We start from the raw sequence: 15,146 nt of genomic DNA on the forward strand, positions 1-15,146 counted from the left end.
AGCCCTCATCTCCGGGCCGGATCGATCAGCGCACCCCGCTCAACTTCGAAGAGCCGGTATCCCAGTGGTGCAAGGTGGTGCCCGCGACGACGTTCACGCAGCTCGACATCGACGGCCCGTACGACGAGACGGGTGCCGTCGAGCTCGGGACGGTCCAGCCGGAGGACGGTGACCGGGACGCTCGCGCCCCCCGGGAATCCGTCGCCCGTGACCTGTGCCCCGTTACTCACAGAGCCATCCTATAGACGCATTCACATTTAGGAAGACCTGTGTACATGGAAATTTCACGAGCCAGGGAAGCTTGAGGTTGCAATATTCCACCCGCCGGTGGGCCACTTTCCTCTTACCGGAAAATGTGTCCGCGCACCCAAAATGCGGTGACGATCATAAATTTGCCACCAATCCGGACAGGTGCCGTCATGTCCGTAGTGTGGCGGGTCGCGCACGTACCGTACCCGACTCGGGGGATGAACCGGCTCCGTCCGGGTATGCAGCGGCCGTCCTGGTGGAGTGACGACCTTCCGGTCGCGATGCCCGCGACCGGTGCCGTCGGGCGGGTCGGCATGACGCGCCGACCCGCCCGACGACGCGACCTCAGGTGGTCAGCCAGTTCCAGGCGTCCATGACCCACTGGGTCTGTTGCAGGTAGGCGATGCCCAGTCCGGTCAGGAAGAGCGCGGTGACCAGGTGGGCGCCACGGGCGCTGCGCCGTACCCGACCCAACTGCCGTTCCAGCACCAACCGGCCCAGCAGCCGGGTCAGCGCGAAGAGCCCGGCCGCCACCAGCAGGCTCAGCACGAAGACCAGGAACGGTCCGGCGAGATCACCGCCGCCGGAGATCGCCCAGATTCCCCAGCACACGAAAGCGAACAGGGCGCCCGCAGCGCTCCACTCGCCACCCTTGCGCAACTGCGCCATGTGCCAGCTCAACGGCCGGCGCGGCGCGGGCTCGCCCGGCCAGCCGGTGCCCGTCGGCACCTGGTCCACCGCCGTGAACGGCTCGGTACGCGCCGCGCTGGCCCCCACCGAGGCCACGCCACGCCGGTACGGGTCACGCTGCGGCGGAATGCCGGCGCCGGGCTGCGGTGGCGGCACCTCCACGGTCCGTTCCGCCCACGGCTGCGTCTGGTCGGCCATGTCGTTTCCTCCCCCTCGGCTGGCGATGAACTTGATCACCGCCGGGCCCTGCTTCGAGGGTAGCCAGCCGGCAAATAGGTCGCCGCACCCGCACCTATCCGATACACACGAGCGGTGACCAGCACTTCCTTGCCGATCAGCAGCGCCCGCGCCGAAGACTTCGACGAGATGGGCCGTTTCCTCAACTTCCTGTTCCACCACGGCCTCGAACCCGAAGCCCACGAGACCGAGCGTGTGATCTTCGAACCGCAACGTGCCCTGCTGGTACGGGACGGTCCCGAACTGGTCGGCACCACTGCCGCGTTCACCCGGGCGTTGGGGGTGCCCGGCGGTGAGGTGCCGGCCGCACACGTCAGCATGGTCGGGGTGGCGCCCACCCATCGGCGGCGTGGTCTGCTCACCGCGCTGATGCGTCGACAACTACGCGAGGTCCACGAGGCCCGCCGGGAACCGGTCACGGTGCTCTGGGCCAGCGAGGGACGGATCTACCCGCGCTTCGGCTACGGGCTGGCGGCGCAGCGCCTGCAGCTCACCGGCGACACCAACGAGCTGCGGCTACCGCCGCCGACCGCCGACGAGGGCCGGCTACGCCTGGACCGTCCGGCCGATCGCCTGGCCGACCTCTCCCGGGTGTACGACACCGTACGCGCGGCCCGGCCGGGCTGGTCCGCCCGCGACGAGCGGTGGTGGCGCTACGTCCTGCTCGATCCGGAGGCCCACCGGGGCGGTGCCACCGAACGACGGGTGGTGCTGCACGAAGGACCTGACGGCGTCGACGGGTACGGCTTGTTCCGCACCAAGTCCGACTGGGACGGCACCGGCCCGAAGTGCCAGACCAGCGTCGACGAGGTGGTGGCGACGAGTGTCGCCGGCTACCGGGCGATCTGGCGGATGCTGCTCTCGATCGACCTGACCCGCCAGGTGACCTTCCTCCGGGCCGCCGTGGACGAGCCCCTGCTGCGGCTGGTCGACGAACCACGCCGACTCAACCCGCGGCTGGTCGACGCCCTGTGGGTACGCGTGGTGGACGTGCCGGCCGCGATGGCCGCTCGCCGCTACGCCACCGACGTCGACGTGGTCATCGAGGTGACCGACGACCTGCTGCCGGAGAACAGCGGCCGGTGGCGGCTACAGGGGGGCCCGAAGACGGCCAGCTGCGTACCGGCGAATGGTCCGGCCGACCTGGCCTGCGACATCAGCTGCCTGGGCGAACTCTTCCTCGGGGGTGGCACCCTGACCGCCCTGGCCGACGCCGGCCGGGTACGCGAGCTGCAGCCCGGTGCGCTGGCCGCCGCCGACCCCGCGTTCATCTGGCACCGCACCCCCTCGGCCCTGGAAGTCTTCTGACCCCTGCACGGAAGTCACACCGACCGCCGGTCGGGAGCCGAGCCGGTTCCTGACCGGCGGCACAGTGCTGCGTCCGACCCCACGTCACACCGCTGACAGCGCCTACTGCCGTGCCCGTGTGTGCTTTCAGTGTCAAATATCGGGGGTGGAGAAAGCCCCGAGACCGTGATCGACAACCGTCAGCCCAGGTAGGGTCGGGGGGTGGCGGACGAGGCACGACGGCGACGACGACACCGGCACCAGGGCGGAGCACAGGGGACCGCTGATTCCAGCGCCGCAGCGACCACAGCAGGGGTGCACGACAACACGGAGCCGCCTCGCGGACGACGCGGCGGGGCCGAGGAGAACGAGCGTGGGCTACGCGGGCTGGTCGGCTCGGGCTCGTCACAGGTGAGCGTGACAGCGGCCATGCGGGCCAGAGACGCCGCCCGGCCCACCGACGAGGACCTCGCCGCAGCCGAAGCCGACATCGTCATCGTGCGGCGGAACTGGACCCCCCGCGACGAACTCCCCCGCCGCTGACGCCGGCCGACGTGCTGGCCGACCAACCCCACCTGGCGTGGCACCTGGCACCTGGCGGTTCCAGATCGTGCTCGATCCGGGATCCAGTGGTGTCCCGACGACGGGGAGACCACTCGATCCCGGATCGAGGCGCGGTGCTGGCGCGGCCCCGAGCGGATCCCGACGGATGGGGTTGCCCAGGGCAGGTGCGGAGGGGTCAGGGCAGGTCGGGCAGTTTGCGGGTCTGCTCGTAGTCGGCGACCTGCGCGATCCGGCGGGCGTGCCGCTCGCTGCCGGAGAAGGCGGTGGTCAGGAACGCCTCGACGATGGCGGTCGCCTCGTCGAGGGTGTGCTGACGGGCACCGACCGCGACCACGTTGGCGTCGTTGTGCTGCCGGCCGAGCTGGGCCGTCTCGACGCTCCAGGCCAGCGCCGCACGGACCCCGGCGACCTTGTTGGCGGCGATCTGCTCGCCGTTGCCGGAGCCACCGATGACCACACCCAGGCTGCCCGGGTCGGCCACCACACGGGTGCCGGCGTGCAGGCAGAAGGCCGGGTAGTCGTCGTCCGGGTCGAAGACGTGCGGGCCGACGTCGACCACCTCGTACCCCTGCTTGGCGAGGTGGTTGGCCAGGTGCACCTTCAACTCGAAACCGGCGTGATCGGATCCCAGGTAGACGCGCATACCGGGCAGTCTGTCAGGCCCGTCGGACCGGGCACCGCCGGGGCGGGGCCGGGCGCGACGGACGCCACCTTCCGCGGGGTCGGCAGCATCACGTCACACCCGGCCCACCCGGCATCCGCACCGACCGGGATCGACGTCCCGACCGGGTGGCGCGGGGTCTTACGCGGGGTCCGGCAACTCGGCGACCACCAGGCCGCCGCGCGCCTTCGGGGTGAACCAGGTGCTCTTGCGCGGCATCTTCTCCCGAGCCAGGTTGACCGCGACGAAGTCGTCCACGGTCACCGGCGCGATGAGGATGGCCAGCTCGGCCCGGCCGGCCTCGACCTCACCGGTCAGCCAGCTCGCCGGGTAGTCGCCACCGACATAGGTGATCCGCTTGTCGCCCGGGTCCAGGCCGAGGGCCTCACGCAGCAGCAGCCGCTCGACCAGGGCGTGGTCGAGGTTCTCCAACCGGTTCGCGCCGGTGTGCGGCAGCGTCACGTCGTACGCCTGGCCGGGAAGCTGGAGCACGACGCTGCCGCCGGTCGCCGGGACCTGCGCCGGGCCGTCGGTGGCAGTGATCTGCGCGCCGGCGGCGCGCAGCCGGTCGAGCAGTTCGTCCGGGGTGGTCGGCAGCTCGCTGACCAGGCGGTTGTACGGCTGGATGGCCACCGAGGCGGGCGTGGTGACCACCGCGAGGAAGCGACGGAACCCGCCGGTCTGGGCGGCGAGGCTGCGGTGGTTGCCGTCGGCGACGACCAGTTCGCCACCGCCGGCGAGCGCGGTCAGCTCGTCCTGCTCCGGGCCCGGCCCGAGCAGCCAGATGGCGTGCGTACGCCCGGCCTGGTCGGTGTCGGTGGCGGCGGGGGCGCCGGCCGCGTCGGTGGCCCTGGCGAGCGCGGCGTGCAGTTCGTCACCGCGCCCGGTCTGCAGCAGCAGTACGGGCGAGAGCAGGTGACCCAGCGCCTCGGCCAGGGCGACCCGCTCGCGCACCTTGGCGATGAAGACGTCCTCGTTGCGGATGACCAGGCCGGGCTCGTCGGCCCGGGTGGAGATCTGATCGGTGTCGACCATGGCGAAGATGCCGTACGCGGGCTCCTCGCCGGGTGCGGTGATCCGGTACAGCACCACCACCTGCTCGGCGGGGGTGTAGCTGCCGTCGGCCTTCGCCTCGGCGAGCCGGGTCACGGCGTCCGGCAGGGCGTCGCCGAAGGTCTTGCCGAGGCTCTCCGGAGCCCGGTGCGGCATCTCGATGCCGAGGGCGCTGTGCGGATTCGCCTCGATGATCGCGGTGATCTCCGCGTCGTCGGCGAACTCGTCATAGTTCTGCGCTCCGGTGCCGCCAGTGGTGATCCAAGCCCGGGTGATCGGGTGCACGACCGTCATGACCCATGACGCTACCGTCGCCACTTCCCGCTCCGTCGCCGGACCCACACCCCGCCCACCAGGTGAAAGGAAGGGCCCCGGCTTAACGCCTCAGGTAGAGCAAGGTGCCCTTGTTAACACTCCGACTCGCCCGCACGACGATGCCGGCCGGCGGGGGCCGGCAGCACCGCCGGCCGCCGCACCGGCCGCGGGCCCTGGTTGCGGACCTCCCGGCCGGGCGGCGTCAATCGTGAGGTGGCGGGAACGCGGGCAACGCCCACCACCGGGGTACGACCCAGCGGCCCCGCCGCGTTGAGCGGGTGCTCCTGCTGCGGTACCGGCCGGCCGTCGGGACTGTGTGGAGGTGGGCTCGGCCACATCAAGCCGCGCTCCTGCCCCAGCCCCGACCAGCCCTCAGTGCGGTCCTGCCGAGGTGCCGAACGGTCCTCAGCACGCTCCTGCCGGGGCGCCGGCCAGCTCTCGGCGACATCCTGCCGGGGCACCGGCCAGCGCAGGTTCGCCGTGGGAGAGGGCGCGGCGCTGCCGATCCCCTCCCTACGGCTCCGACGGTCATCGACCGGGGCACGGTGTTTGGCCATCTGACGCCTCCACGAGCGGCGGCCGACGGGCACAGTACGGCCCGCCAGCACTCTGCGGACACCCGGTCAAACGAGTCCGCGAAGGCAGCGGTGACGCCGCACCCGGCACGCGAGGCGAGTTCGGAGGCGAAGTAGGTGTGGTGTTAACGAGGGGCCCGGGCTATGCACGAGGCGTTAATAAGGTGCCCTTCCTTACACCTCAGTCGAAGGTGGGTCCGAGATCGCGGCTGCGCTTGAGTTCGAAGAAGCCGGGGGTGCTGGCGACCAGCAGCACACCGTCCCAGAGCCGACCGGCGGCCTCGCCCTTCGGTGCCGGGGTGACCACCGGGCCGAAGAAGGCCACCTGCCGTCCGTCCAGGCCCGGCGCGTGGATGACCGGGGTGCCGACCTCCAGGCCGACCGGGCGCATGCCCTCCTCGTGGCTCTCCCGCAGGGCCGTGTCCAGCCGGCTGTCCTCGGCGGCGGCGGCGAGCTGCGGGTCCAGGCCGGCATCGGTGAGGGCGGCGGCGAACAACTCCGGGCCGAGGCGTTCCTTGCTCAGATGGATGCGGGTGCCCAGGGCGGTGTAGAGGGCGCCGAGCACGGCAGGCCCGTACCGCTGCTGCGCGGCGATGCAGACCCGGACCGGCCCCCAACCGGTACGCATCGACTCCTGGTACTGCTCGGGCAGCTCGCGGCCCTCGTTGAGCACCGACAGGCTCATCACGTGGAAACGGACCTCGATGTCGCGGACCTGCTCCACCTCCAGCAGCCAGCGGGAAGTGATCCACGCCCAGGGGCAGATCGGATCGAACCACATGTCGACGCTGCTGCGCTCGTTCATGGTGAGGTCCCTTCGCATCGATGGCACCGTGCCTGCGGTGCACCCTCCGATCCTTACTCCACGCCCGCCCGACAGGGCTGGAAACGGCTGCGTGACCTCGCCCACCACCGGGTGCCCGCGCATGGAAGACTCGGCATCGGACGGGCCGTCACGGGCGGTCCACGACGACGTGGCCGTGGTACGGCGAGAACGGGATGGAGACGAACGTGCCGGGAGTGCGCAACCTGACGCAGGTCGAGGCGACCGAGCGGGCTCGCCTGCTCGACGTGACGGGGTACGACATCAATCTGGACCTGTCCAGCGCCGTCCACGCGGCGGGGGGTCGTACCTTCCGATCGATCACAGAGGTGCACTTCCGCTGCACCGAACCGGGTGCCAGCACCTTCATCGAGGTGGCGGCCGACTCGGTGCGCTCGGCGACGCTCAACGGCACGTCGATCGACCTGGCCGGTTTCTCTGCCGAGAAGGGACTGACGCTTACCGGGCTGGCCGGCGAGAACGTCCTGGTCGTCGACGCGGACTTCGCGTACTCGAACTCGGGGCAGGGGCTGCACCGCAGCGTCGACCCGGTGGACGGGGAGACCTATCTCTACAGCCAGTTCGAGACGGCCGACGCCCAGCGGGTCTTCGCCTGCTTCGACCAGCCGGATCTCAAGAGCGTCTACACCTGGCACGCCACCGTCCCGGAGCACTGGAAGGTGATCTCCAACGCACCGGTGGAGCGTGTCGAGCCGGCCGGCGACGACCTCAAGACCGTCCATTTCGCCACCTCGGCGCGGATGAGCACCTACATCACCGCGCTGTGCGCCGGGCCGTACCACGAGGTGCGGGACAGCCACGACGGCATCGACCTGGGCCTGTTCTGCCGGACCTCAATGGCGCAGTACCTGGACAGCGACGACCTGTTCCTGATCACCAAGCAGGGCTTCGACTTCTTCCACGAGCAGTTCGGTGTGCGCTACCCGCTGCCGAAGTACGACCAGTTGTGGGTGCCGGACTTCAACGCCGGCGCGATGGAGAACTTCGGCTGTGTCACGCACGCCGAGTCGCACTACCTGTTCCGCTCGCAGGTCACCGACTTCGAGTACGAGCAGCGGGCCAACACGATCCTGCATGAGATGGCCCACATGTGGTTCGGTGACCTGGTCACCATGCGCTGGTGGAACGACCTGTGGCTCAACGAGTCCTTTGCCGAGTGGGCCAGCCACTGGTGCAACACGCACGCCACCCGGTTCACCGAGGCGTGGACGACGTTCCTGTCGATCCGCAAGAACTGGGGCTACCGGCAGGACCAGCTCTCCTCCACCCACCCGGTCTACTGTGAGATGCCCGACCTGGAGGCGGTCGAGGTCAACTTCGACGGCATCACGTACGCCAAGGGCGCCAGCGTGCTCAAGCAGCTGGTCGCGTACGTGGGCCTGGAGTCCTTCCTGGCCGGTCTGCGGGCCTACTTCGCCAAGCACGCCTGGGGTAACGCCACCTTCGACGACCTGCTCTCCGAACTGGAGGCCGCCTCCGGCCGCAAACTGCGCACCTTCGCCAGCCAGTGGCTGGAGACGGCGCAGGTGAACACCCTGCGGCCCGAGTTGACCATCGGTCCGGACGGCACGTACCAGCAGGTGCTGGTGCGGCAGGAGGCGTCGGAGGGGTACCCGACCCTGCGTACCCACCGCATCGGCGTCGGGCTCTACGACCTCACCGAGGGCCGGTTGGTCCGCCGGGAGCGTCTGGAGGTCGACATCGACGGCGAGCTGACCGAGCTGCCCCAGCTCGTCGGCGTGCCCGCGGCCGACGTGCTGCTGCTCAACGACGACGACCTCACCTACACCAAGCTGCGGTTGGACGAGCGGTCGATGGCCACGGTGGTGCAGCACATCGCCGGCTTCGACTCGTCACTGGCGCGGGCGCTGTGTTGGACGGCGGCGTGGGACATGACCCGCGACGCCGAACTGGCCACCCGCGACTACATCTCGCTGGTGCTGGCCGGGCTGCCCGCCGAGACGGACATCAACCTGGTCACCGCCACCCTGCGTCAGGCGAGCAGCGCCCTGACCTTCTACGCCGACCCGGCCTGGGCGCCCACCGGCTGGGCCGAGCTGGCCCGTACCGCGCGGACCGCCGTCGCCTCGGCCGAGCCGGGCAGCGGGTTCCAGCTGGCCTGGGCGCGGGCGTACGTCTCGGCTGCCCGCGACCCGGAGGACCTGGCCGTGCTGCGCGGTTGGCTGGACGGCACGCAGGTGACGGAAGGGCTGACCATCGACACCGAGCTGCGGTGGAGCGTGCTGCAGGCGTTGGTGGCCAACGGGGTGGCCGGCGCGCCGGAGATCGACGCCGAGCTGGCCCGGGACCGGACCTCCAGCGGTGAGCGGGAGGCCACGTACGCGCACGCGCTGGTGCCGACCGAGAAGAACAAGGCTGCCGTCTGGGCCCAGCTGACCGGTGCCGAGGCGCTGCCGAACTGGCGCAACCGGGCGCTGCTGCAGGGCTTCAGCCACCCGGCGCAGGTCGAACTGATCACGCCGTACCGGCCGCGGTACTTCGAGGTCGTGGGACAGGTCTGGGCCAACCGGGACAGCGAACCGGCGCAGGAGTTCGCGATGCTGGCCTACCCGGCGTACCTGGTCGAGGAGGACACCGTCGAGGCGACCGACGCCTGGCTGGCGCAGCCGGGCAGCCCGGCACCGCTGCGCCGGCTGGTGGCCGAGGGCCGCGACGGGGTGGTCCGGGCCGTGGCGGCGCGGGCGCGGGACGCGCGCAGCGCCTGAGGTGGACGGCAGCGGTGCCGGCGTGGGTCACTCCCGCGCCGGCACCGGCCGCCGTAGCCGGCCAGCCAGCCAGTCAGCCAGTCAGCCAGTCAGCCGGCCGGCCAGCGACAGGAAAGAGCCCGGCCCGCGCGCACGTCGCGGGGCCGGGCTCTTTACGTATCGGAAGCGGTCAGCCCTTGCCGGCGTAGCGGGAGAGCTGGTCGAGGCCCTGGATGATGCCGCCGGCCAGGTCGCCACCGCCGAACGAGGCCACCATCGACAGCGCAGCGATCTTGGCGTACGTGTCGGGGACCCGCTTGCGGGCGTACCGGCCGGTGACGATCTCCAGCTGCCGCTGGTTGGGCGAGACGGCGATCAGCACCGAGCGGTCCGGGTTGGCCAGCTGCCGGTGCAGCCGCTCGGCGTGCTCCCGGATCGGCTCGTCGAGACCGCCGACGAAGACCGAGAAGACAAGTCCGGTCGTCCGGTCGGCCAGCCGCAGCGCCTCGTCGATGCGCAGCAGCTGGCGGGTCGAGAACGGCCCGTCGAGCACGTCGGGCCGGGGCTCCGTCCCGGTCTCGGGCTGCATCTCACCAACGGTCACTTGCGCCTCCGGTTCCACCGGCCGGCGTCTCGACGCCGGCCTGCTCCTGCTTGCGGCTGGTCAACGCCGGTGCCTGTGCACCGGCGGCCAGCACCGCGCCGGCCGAGTCGGCCAGCTCGCCCGGCTCACCGAGGAACCAGACCGGCGTGAAGTTGAACGGACGGCCCGGCCGGTAGCGCTTCGCGCCGCCACCGCCGTCTCGGCTGCTGCCCGCGTACACGAGGCCGGCGATCACCAGCACGACGGCTGCCGGGATGCCGACGAAGACCAGCAACGTGTCGGTTACAGACAATCCCAACGCCCCCAGGCGGAAAGAGAGACCTTCGACCGGATCGGGTGACGGATCACCGCGGTGACCTCCCGACTCCGCTGCCACTCACGTTAGCGGAGTCGACGCCCCGCCAGACCACGGGGTGGCGATCCCAACCGCCACAGGAGCGCTCAAGCTGCGCAGCTGTGGCGATCAGTGTCGCGTCGGCCCCGTACCGTCCGGTGAGGAGCACCCCCACCGGCAGCCCTTCGGCGGTCGTTCCGACCGGCAACGAGACGGACGGATCACCCGTGACGTTGAACACCGCACAGTACGGCGAGAAGCGGCGTTGCCGGTCGAAGTCCTCCTCCGGGGTGCGCCCCCGGGTGAACCAGCCGACCGGAGCCTGCGGCGCGGACAACGTCGGGCAGAGCAGCAGGTCACAGTCGGCGGTACGGCGGACACCGGCGCGTACCTGCGTTTGCAGCTCGCCCAGGGTGGTGGTCAGGGTGCCGGCGGAGACGTCGGCACCTCGGGACCGCATGAATCGGGTCAACGGCAGCAGCAGGTGCTCCCCTTCGGGCGGCACCGGGGTGAGCGCCAGGACGTACCAGAGGGTCTCGAACAGCGGCCAGACCTCCGGCCCGAGCGGCGGTGGCACCTCGACCACCTCGTGGCCGGCGGCGGTGAGCAGCGCGGCGGCCCGGTCCACCGCGGCGACGCAGTCCGGGTGCACGGGCTCGTCAACGAGCATCGCGGCGGTGAACCGGCCGACCCGCAGCCGACCCGGCGCGGCGGCCCGGGCCGCACCCAGGTAGCCCCCGGCCGGCGAGGGCGGCGGCAGGTACGGCTCGCCCGGCACCGCGACGGCCATCACGTCGAGCAACGCGGCCACGTCGGCGACCGTACGCCCGATCGGCCCGTTGCTCGGCAGGCCGTAGGCGCCGAAGCCGAGCGGACCGCTGGAGACCAGGCCACGGCTGGGTTTGTAGCCGATCAGGCCGCACAGGGACGCCGGGATGCGCAGCGAGCCACCACCGTCGGAACCCTGCGCCACCGGCACCAGGCCCGCGGCCACCGCCGCCGCCGCGCCTCCGCTGGACCCACCCGCGGTGTACGACAGGTCCCACGGGTTACGGGCCGGCGGGGCCACCAACCCCTCCGAGTAGAGCGAGCAGCCCAGCTCGGAGGTGGTGGTCTTGCCGAGGCTGACCAGTCCGGCCGCCTTGATGAACCGCACCACGTCGGCGTCGACCGGCGGGACGAAGTCGGCGAAGGCGGCCGAGCCGAAGGTGGTGCGTACCCCGGCGGTCAACGTCAGGTCCTTGATCGCGGTCGGTACGCCGTGCAACGGCCCGCGTTCACCGGGTGGTGTCGTGTCGGCGGCGCGGGCGGCCTCGCGGGCCTGGCCGGCGGTGACCGTGACGAACGCGCCGACGGTGTCGCCGAGCGCGTCGACGCGGCGCAGGTGGTGCTCGACCACCTCCAGGCTGGACAACTCACCACGGACGATCGCCTCGGCCTGCTCCAACGCGGTCAGGTCGTGCGGCTCGGCCATAGAGCCATCCTGCCCTGCCCGTCAGCACGATGCGGTCGGCACGCGCCGATCAAGATGACCGATTTCAGCCACTTCGAGCAGGACCGCTGCGGGTCAGGAGCGGGCGCCCCGGTCAGCCGTACAGGAAGCGTCGGGCATTGCCGCCCAGCAACCGTGCGCGCTGGTCCTCGGTGAGGAAGTCGGCGTCGTGGATCACCTGGCCGACCGGCCGCTCCCCCAGCGGGTACGGGTAGTCGCTGCCGAGCAGCACCTGGTCGACGCCCATGGTGTCGACCAGCAGGCGCAGCGCCGGTGGCGCGAAGACCACCGAGTCGACGAAGAAGCGGTCGACGTACGAGCTGGGCGGGGCGGCGGAGGCACCGCGTACCAGGTCGCCTCGGCGGTGCCAGGCGTTGTCGGCCCGTCCCAGCCAGAACGGGAAGCTGCCGCCGCCGTGCGCGAAGCAGATCCGCAGGCTGGGCGGCACCTTGTCGAAGACCCCGCCGAGGATCATCGACAGCACCGACAGGTGGGTCTCGGCCGGCATGCCGGTCAGCCAGCGGGCCATCCACCGGTCGAGCCGAGGGCCGCCGGGCATGTCCCATGGGTGGACGAAGACCGGGGCGCCGACCTGGGCGCAGTGGGTCAGGAACGTCACGATCCCGGCGTCGTCCAGGTCCCGGTCACCCACGTGGTTGCCGATCTCCACGCCGACGTGGCCGGCCGCCAGGCAGCGGTCCAACTCGGCGCAGGCCGCGTCCGGGTCCTGCAACGGCACCTGGCAGAACGGCAGCAGCCGGTCGCCACCGGCCGCGGTGACCTCCAGGGTCAGGTCGTTGAAGATGCGGGCCACCTTCACCGCCTGGTCGGCCGGGCGTTCGTAGCCGAAGAAGACCGGGGTGGGCGAGACGACCTGCACGTCGACCCCGTCTTCGGTCATGTCGGCCAGTCGGGTCGGCGCGTCCCAGCACTGCGCGCCGATCGGGCGGAACTCGGTCTCCCCGACCATGATCATGGCGGCGCGTTCGGAGTCGATGCGCAGCCAGGGCCAGCCGGACCCGCCGCAGGCCGCGGCGAGGTCCGGCCACCCCTTCGGTACGACGTGCGAGTGCACGTCCACCACCGGGTGAGTCAGCGGCTGGGCCATCAGCCCTTGCCCGGGTGCAGGGTGCCGCAGTTGTCGCAGGTGCGGGCCGTCTCGTCGGCGTAGAACGCGCCGAACACCGGAGGCAGGTCGGCGGCGATGTCGCGCACCTGCAACTCGACCTCGTGCACCTTGTGCCCGCACTCGGGGCAGTACCACTGGAACTTCTCCAGCGTGCCCTCCGGACGGACCCGCTCCACCACCACGCCGATCGAGCCGGGCTCCGGGCGCTGCGGCGAGTGCGGGACGTTGCGCGGCAGCATCCACATCTGACCCTCGCGCACGTGCACCGTACGCGGCCCCTCCGGGGTCATCAGGTTGATGTGCATGTTGCCCTTGACCTGGTAGAAGAACTCCTCGTACGGGTCGACGTGGAAGTCGGTGCGCTGGTTGGGGCCACCCACCACCATCACGATGAAGTCGTCGGACCCGGGGAACATCTCCTTGTTGCCCACCGGCGGCTTGAGCAGGTGCTGGTTCTCGGCGATCCAGCCCGGAAAGCTGAACGGCTCGGCGATCTCACTCACGACTGACCTCCCTGGGGCAGCACGGCCACGGCTTGCATCTCGATCAGCAGGTGCGGATGCGGCAACTGGTGCACGGCCACGGTCGTCCGGGTCGGCCCCGTGGCGTCGAAGAACTCCGCCCACACCTCGTTGTACCCGCCGAAATCGTTCATGTTGACCAGGTACGACGTCACCTGCACCAGGTCGGACAGGTCGGCGCCGACCGAACGCAGCAGGTCACCGATGTTCTCGATCACCGCGCGGGTCTGCACCCGGATGTCCAGGTCCGTCGTACCGAACTCGTCGACCGACACTCCGGCGAAGCTGTTGTCCGGCCGCCGTGACGACGTACCCGACACGAAGACGAACCCGTTCGCCACCTTGACGTGCGGGAACGCACCACGGGGAACAGCCTTCCCGGCGACGACCCGCGCCCCTTCCGCGCTCATGACGCGGCCTTCAGGCTGGCGGTGCCGAGCTTCTCGACGACTGCCCGGACCTGAGCGCCGGGCCGCAGCGGGACGGCGGCCGTGGCCGCGCCGGCCAGGAACACCCAGCCCTCACGCAGCCGCACCCCGTGCCGCCCCGCCAGGCGGACGCCCTCGTCGAGGGCCCGGCGCGGGTCGCCGAGGATCGCCGCGGTCGAGCCGACCTGCGCCACCCGGCCGTCGATCTCCAGCAGCACACCGAGATTGTCCAGCCCGTCCGGCACCGGCGACCAGGGGCCGATCACGAAGGCGGCGGCCGAGGTGTTGTCGGCGATCACGTCCGGCAGGGAGAAGGTGAAGTTCGCGTACCGGGAGTCGATCAGCTCGATCGCCGGGGCGACCGCGCGGACGGCGTCGGTGAACGCGCCGAGCGGCTCGCCGGGCTCGGGCAGGCGGTCCAGCAGGAACGCCACCTCCGGCTCGACCCGGGGGTGGATGTAGGTCGACACGTCGACGCTGCCCCCGTCGGGCACCCACATCGCGTCGGTGAGTCGCCCCCAGATCACCTCGTCGACGCCGACCTGGGCCATCTTCGCCTTGCTGGTCAGCCCCATCTTCAGGCCGACCAGCCGCTCGCCCCGGTCGAGGCGACGCTGCACCAGGGCGGTCTGCACCCCGTACGCGGCGTCGACGTCGAGGCCGACCTCGGCGGCCAGCTGCGGGATCGCGGTGGCGGTGGTGGCGGCCTTGTCCAACTGCTCGGCGATGCCGGCCGGGTCCAGCCCGCTCATGCTTGCTCCTCGGTTCGCGCTTGCGTGACCGCCGGTTCCCCGGCGTCGTCGCGGGCCGGGTCACCGGCACCGTCGCGGGCCAGGTCCAGCGCCACGTCAACGATCATGTCCTCCTGGCCGCCGACCATCCGCCGCCGCCCCAGCTCGACCAGGATCGAGCGGACGTCGACGCCGTACCGGGCGGAGGCACGTTCGGCGTGTCGCAGGAAGCTGGAGTAGACCCCCGCGTACCCGAGGGAGAGGGTTTCGCGGTCGACCTGGACCGGCCGGTCCTGCAACGGGCGGACGATGTCGTCGGCGGCGTCCATCAACGCGAACACGTCACAGCCGTGCTTCCAGCCGTGCAGTTCGGCCACCGCGACGAAGACCTCCAGCGGCGCGTTGCCGGCCCCGGCACCCATCCCGGCCAGCGAGGCGTCCACCCGGACGGTACGCCCGGACGGTGACCCGAGCGGCCCGTCGCCGACGATCCGGCCGTGCTCCACGGCGACCACGCTGTTGGCCACGCCGAGCGAGAGGTTGTGATGGGCGTGGATGCCGATCTGGGTGCTCGGATCGAGGACCTGCCGGTACGCGTCGACCCGCTGCGCCACATCGGACATCAGCAGCCGACCACCGGAGTCGGTGACGTAGACGCAGTGCGCCCCGTACGACTCCATCAGCTTGGCCTGCGCGGCCAGTGCGGCCGGGTCGTTCATGTGCGACA

The 15,146-nt window shown here is 71.1% G+C and carries 16 protein-coding genes; 4 read left to right on the forward strand and 12 right to left on the reverse strand.

Annotated features, from left to right (window positions below):
- Positions 1 to 245 (forward strand): hypothetical protein (locus tag C1A38_RS32090; protein ID WP_233197091.1); only part of this gene is annotated, 245 nt, incomplete at its 5' end.
- 349 nt (positions 246 to 594) lie between these two features.
- Here C1A38_RS32090 and C1A38_RS28795 read toward each other — a convergent pair.
- Complete coding sequence (locus tag C1A38_RS28795) at positions 595 to 1,137, reverse strand: hypothetical protein (protein ID WP_102660834.1); 543 nt, start codon at positions 1,135 to 1,137, stop codon at positions 595 to 597.
- A gap of 114 nt (positions 1,138 to 1,251) precedes the next feature.
- Between C1A38_RS28795 and C1A38_RS28800 the strand changes: the two genes are divergently transcribed.
- Both C1A38_RS28800 and C1A38_RS28805 read left to right on the forward strand, forming a co-directional pair.
- Complete coding sequence (locus tag C1A38_RS28800) at positions 1,252 to 2,484, forward strand: GNAT family N-acetyltransferase (protein WP_102660835.1); 1,233 nt, start codon at positions 1,252 to 1,254, stop codon at positions 2,482 to 2,484.
- Positions 2,485 to 2,685: 201 nt separating this feature from the next.
- A complete protein-coding gene (locus C1A38_RS28805; protein ID WP_102660836.1) occupies positions 2,686 to 3,006 on the forward strand; it encodes a hypothetical protein in 321 nt (106 codons plus the stop codon).
- A gap of 196 nt (positions 3,007 to 3,202) precedes the next feature.
- Here the strand turns inward: C1A38_RS28805 and C1A38_RS28810 are convergent, their stop codons facing one another.
- The 3 genes from C1A38_RS28810 to C1A38_RS28820 all read right to left on the reverse strand — a co-directional run bounded on the left by C1A38_RS28810 (position 3,203) and on the right by C1A38_RS28820 (position 6,436).
- Positions 3,203 to 3,670, reverse strand: coding sequence for a ribose-5-phosphate isomerase (locus C1A38_RS28810; RefSeq protein ID WP_102660837.1), 468 nt, complete (start codon positions 3,668 to 3,670; stop codon positions 3,203 to 3,205).
- Between the two features lie 159 nt (positions 3,671 to 3,829).
- Positions 3,830 to 5,035: a DUF1015 family protein gene (locus C1A38_RS28815; protein ID WP_102660838.1), complete on the reverse strand. Its 1,206-nt coding sequence runs from the start codon at positions 5,033 to 5,035 to the stop codon at positions 3,830 to 3,832.
- Positions 5,036 to 5,812: 777 nt separating this feature from the next.
- Positions 5,813 to 6,436 (reverse strand): DsbA family protein, encoded by a 624-nt coding sequence (locus tag C1A38_RS28820; RefSeq protein ID WP_102660839.1) that lies wholly within the window; start codon positions 6,434 to 6,436, stop codon positions 5,813 to 5,815.
- A gap of 215 nt (positions 6,437 to 6,651) precedes the next feature.
- Here C1A38_RS28820 and pepN point away from each other — a divergent pair, with 215 nt between their 5' ends.
- A complete protein-coding gene (gene pepN / locus C1A38_RS28825; protein ID WP_102660846.1) occupies positions 6,652 to 9,201 on the forward strand; it encodes an aminopeptidase N in 2,550 nt (849 codons plus the stop codon).
- A 169-nt stretch (positions 9,202 to 9,370) separates the two neighbouring features.
- Here the strand turns inward: pepN and C1A38_RS28830 are convergent, their stop codons facing one another.
- The 8 genes from C1A38_RS28830 to dmpG all read right to left on the reverse strand — a co-directional run.
- Positions 9,371 to 9,784, reverse strand: coding sequence for a DUF5130 family protein (locus C1A38_RS28830; RefSeq protein WP_013735462.1), 414 nt, complete (start codon positions 9,782 to 9,784; stop codon positions 9,371 to 9,373).
- Positions 9,771 to 10,082, reverse strand: coding sequence for an aa3-type cytochrome oxidase subunit CtaJ (gene ctaJ, locus C1A38_RS28835; RefSeq protein WP_438803755.1), 312 nt, complete (start codon positions 10,080 to 10,082; stop codon positions 9,771 to 9,773). The genes C1A38_RS28830 and ctaJ overlap by 14 nt, the downstream gene beginning before the upstream one ends.
- 46 nt (positions 10,083 to 10,128) lie before the next feature.
- Positions 10,129 to 11,592: an amidase gene (locus C1A38_RS28840; RefSeq protein ID WP_102660841.1), complete on the reverse strand. Its 1,464-nt coding sequence runs from the start codon at positions 11,590 to 11,592 to the stop codon at positions 10,129 to 10,131.
- A 112-nt stretch (positions 11,593 to 11,704) separates the two neighbouring features.
- Complete coding sequence (locus C1A38_RS28845; protein WP_199180364.1) at positions 11,705 to 12,706, reverse strand: amidohydrolase family protein; 1,002 nt, start codon at positions 12,704 to 12,706, stop codon at positions 11,705 to 11,707.
- An 11-nt stretch (positions 12,707 to 12,717) separates the two neighbouring features.
- A complete protein-coding gene (locus tag C1A38_RS28850) occupies positions 12,718 to 13,242 on the reverse strand; it encodes a 3-hydroxyanthranilate 3,4-dioxygenase (RefSeq protein WP_102660843.1) in 525 nt (174 codons plus the stop codon).
- Positions 13,239 to 13,670 (reverse strand): RidA family protein, encoded by a 432-nt coding sequence (locus tag C1A38_RS28855; protein ID WP_102660844.1) that lies wholly within the window; start codon positions 13,668 to 13,670, stop codon positions 13,239 to 13,241. The genes C1A38_RS28850 and C1A38_RS28855 overlap by 4 nt, the downstream gene beginning before the upstream one ends.
- On the reverse strand, positions 13,667 to 14,440 hold the full coding sequence (locus C1A38_RS28860) for a 2-keto-4-pentenoate hydratase (RefSeq protein WP_102660845.1): 774 nt from the start codon (positions 14,438 to 14,440) through the stop codon (positions 13,667 to 13,669). The genes C1A38_RS28855 and C1A38_RS28860 overlap by 4 nt, the downstream gene beginning before the upstream one ends.
- Positions 14,437 to 15,146, reverse strand: a 710-nt coding sequence (gene dmpG / locus C1A38_RS28865) for a 4-hydroxy-2-oxovalerate aldolase (protein ID WP_102660847.1), incomplete at its 5' end; no start/stop codon positions are given. The genes C1A38_RS28860 and dmpG, both read right to left, overlap by 4 nt.

The organism is Verrucosispora sp. ts21, assembly GCF_002879555.1.
GTDB classification, from domain to species: Bacteria; Actinomycetota; Actinomycetes; order Mycobacteriales; family Micromonosporaceae; genus Micromonospora; species Micromonospora gifhornensis.

What these genes read in the sequence shown, in the direction of transcription:
- C1A38_RS28795 (WP_102660834.1), bottom strand. Translation starts at nt 1,137, where the DNA reads ATGGCCGACCAGACGCAGCCGTGGGCGGAACGGACCGTGGAGGTGCCG.
- C1A38_RS28815 (WP_102660838.1), bottom strand. Translation starts at nt 5,035, where the DNA reads ATGACGGTCGTGCACCCGATCACCCGGGCTTGGATCACCACTGGCGGC.
- C1A38_RS28855 (WP_102660844.1), bottom strand. Translation starts at nt 13,670, where the DNA reads ATGAGCGCGGAAGGGGCGCGGGTCGTCGCCGGGAAGGCTGTTCCCCGT.
- C1A38_RS28810 (WP_102660837.1), bottom strand. Translation starts at nt 3,670, where the DNA reads ATGCGCGTCTACCTGGGATCCGATCACGCCGGTTTCGAGTTGAAGGTG.
- C1A38_RS28840 (WP_102660841.1), bottom strand. Translation starts at nt 11,592, where the DNA reads ATGGCCGAGCCGCACGACCTGACCGCGTTGGAGCAGGCCGAGGCGATC.
- C1A38_RS28860 (WP_102660845.1), bottom strand. Translation starts at nt 14,440, where the DNA reads ATGAGCGGGCTGGACCCGGCCGGCATCGCCGAGCAGTTGGACAAGGCC.
- C1A38_RS28820 (WP_102660839.1), bottom strand. Translation starts at nt 6,436, where the DNA reads ATGAACGAGCGCAGCAGCGTCGACATGTGGTTCGATCCGATCTGCCCC.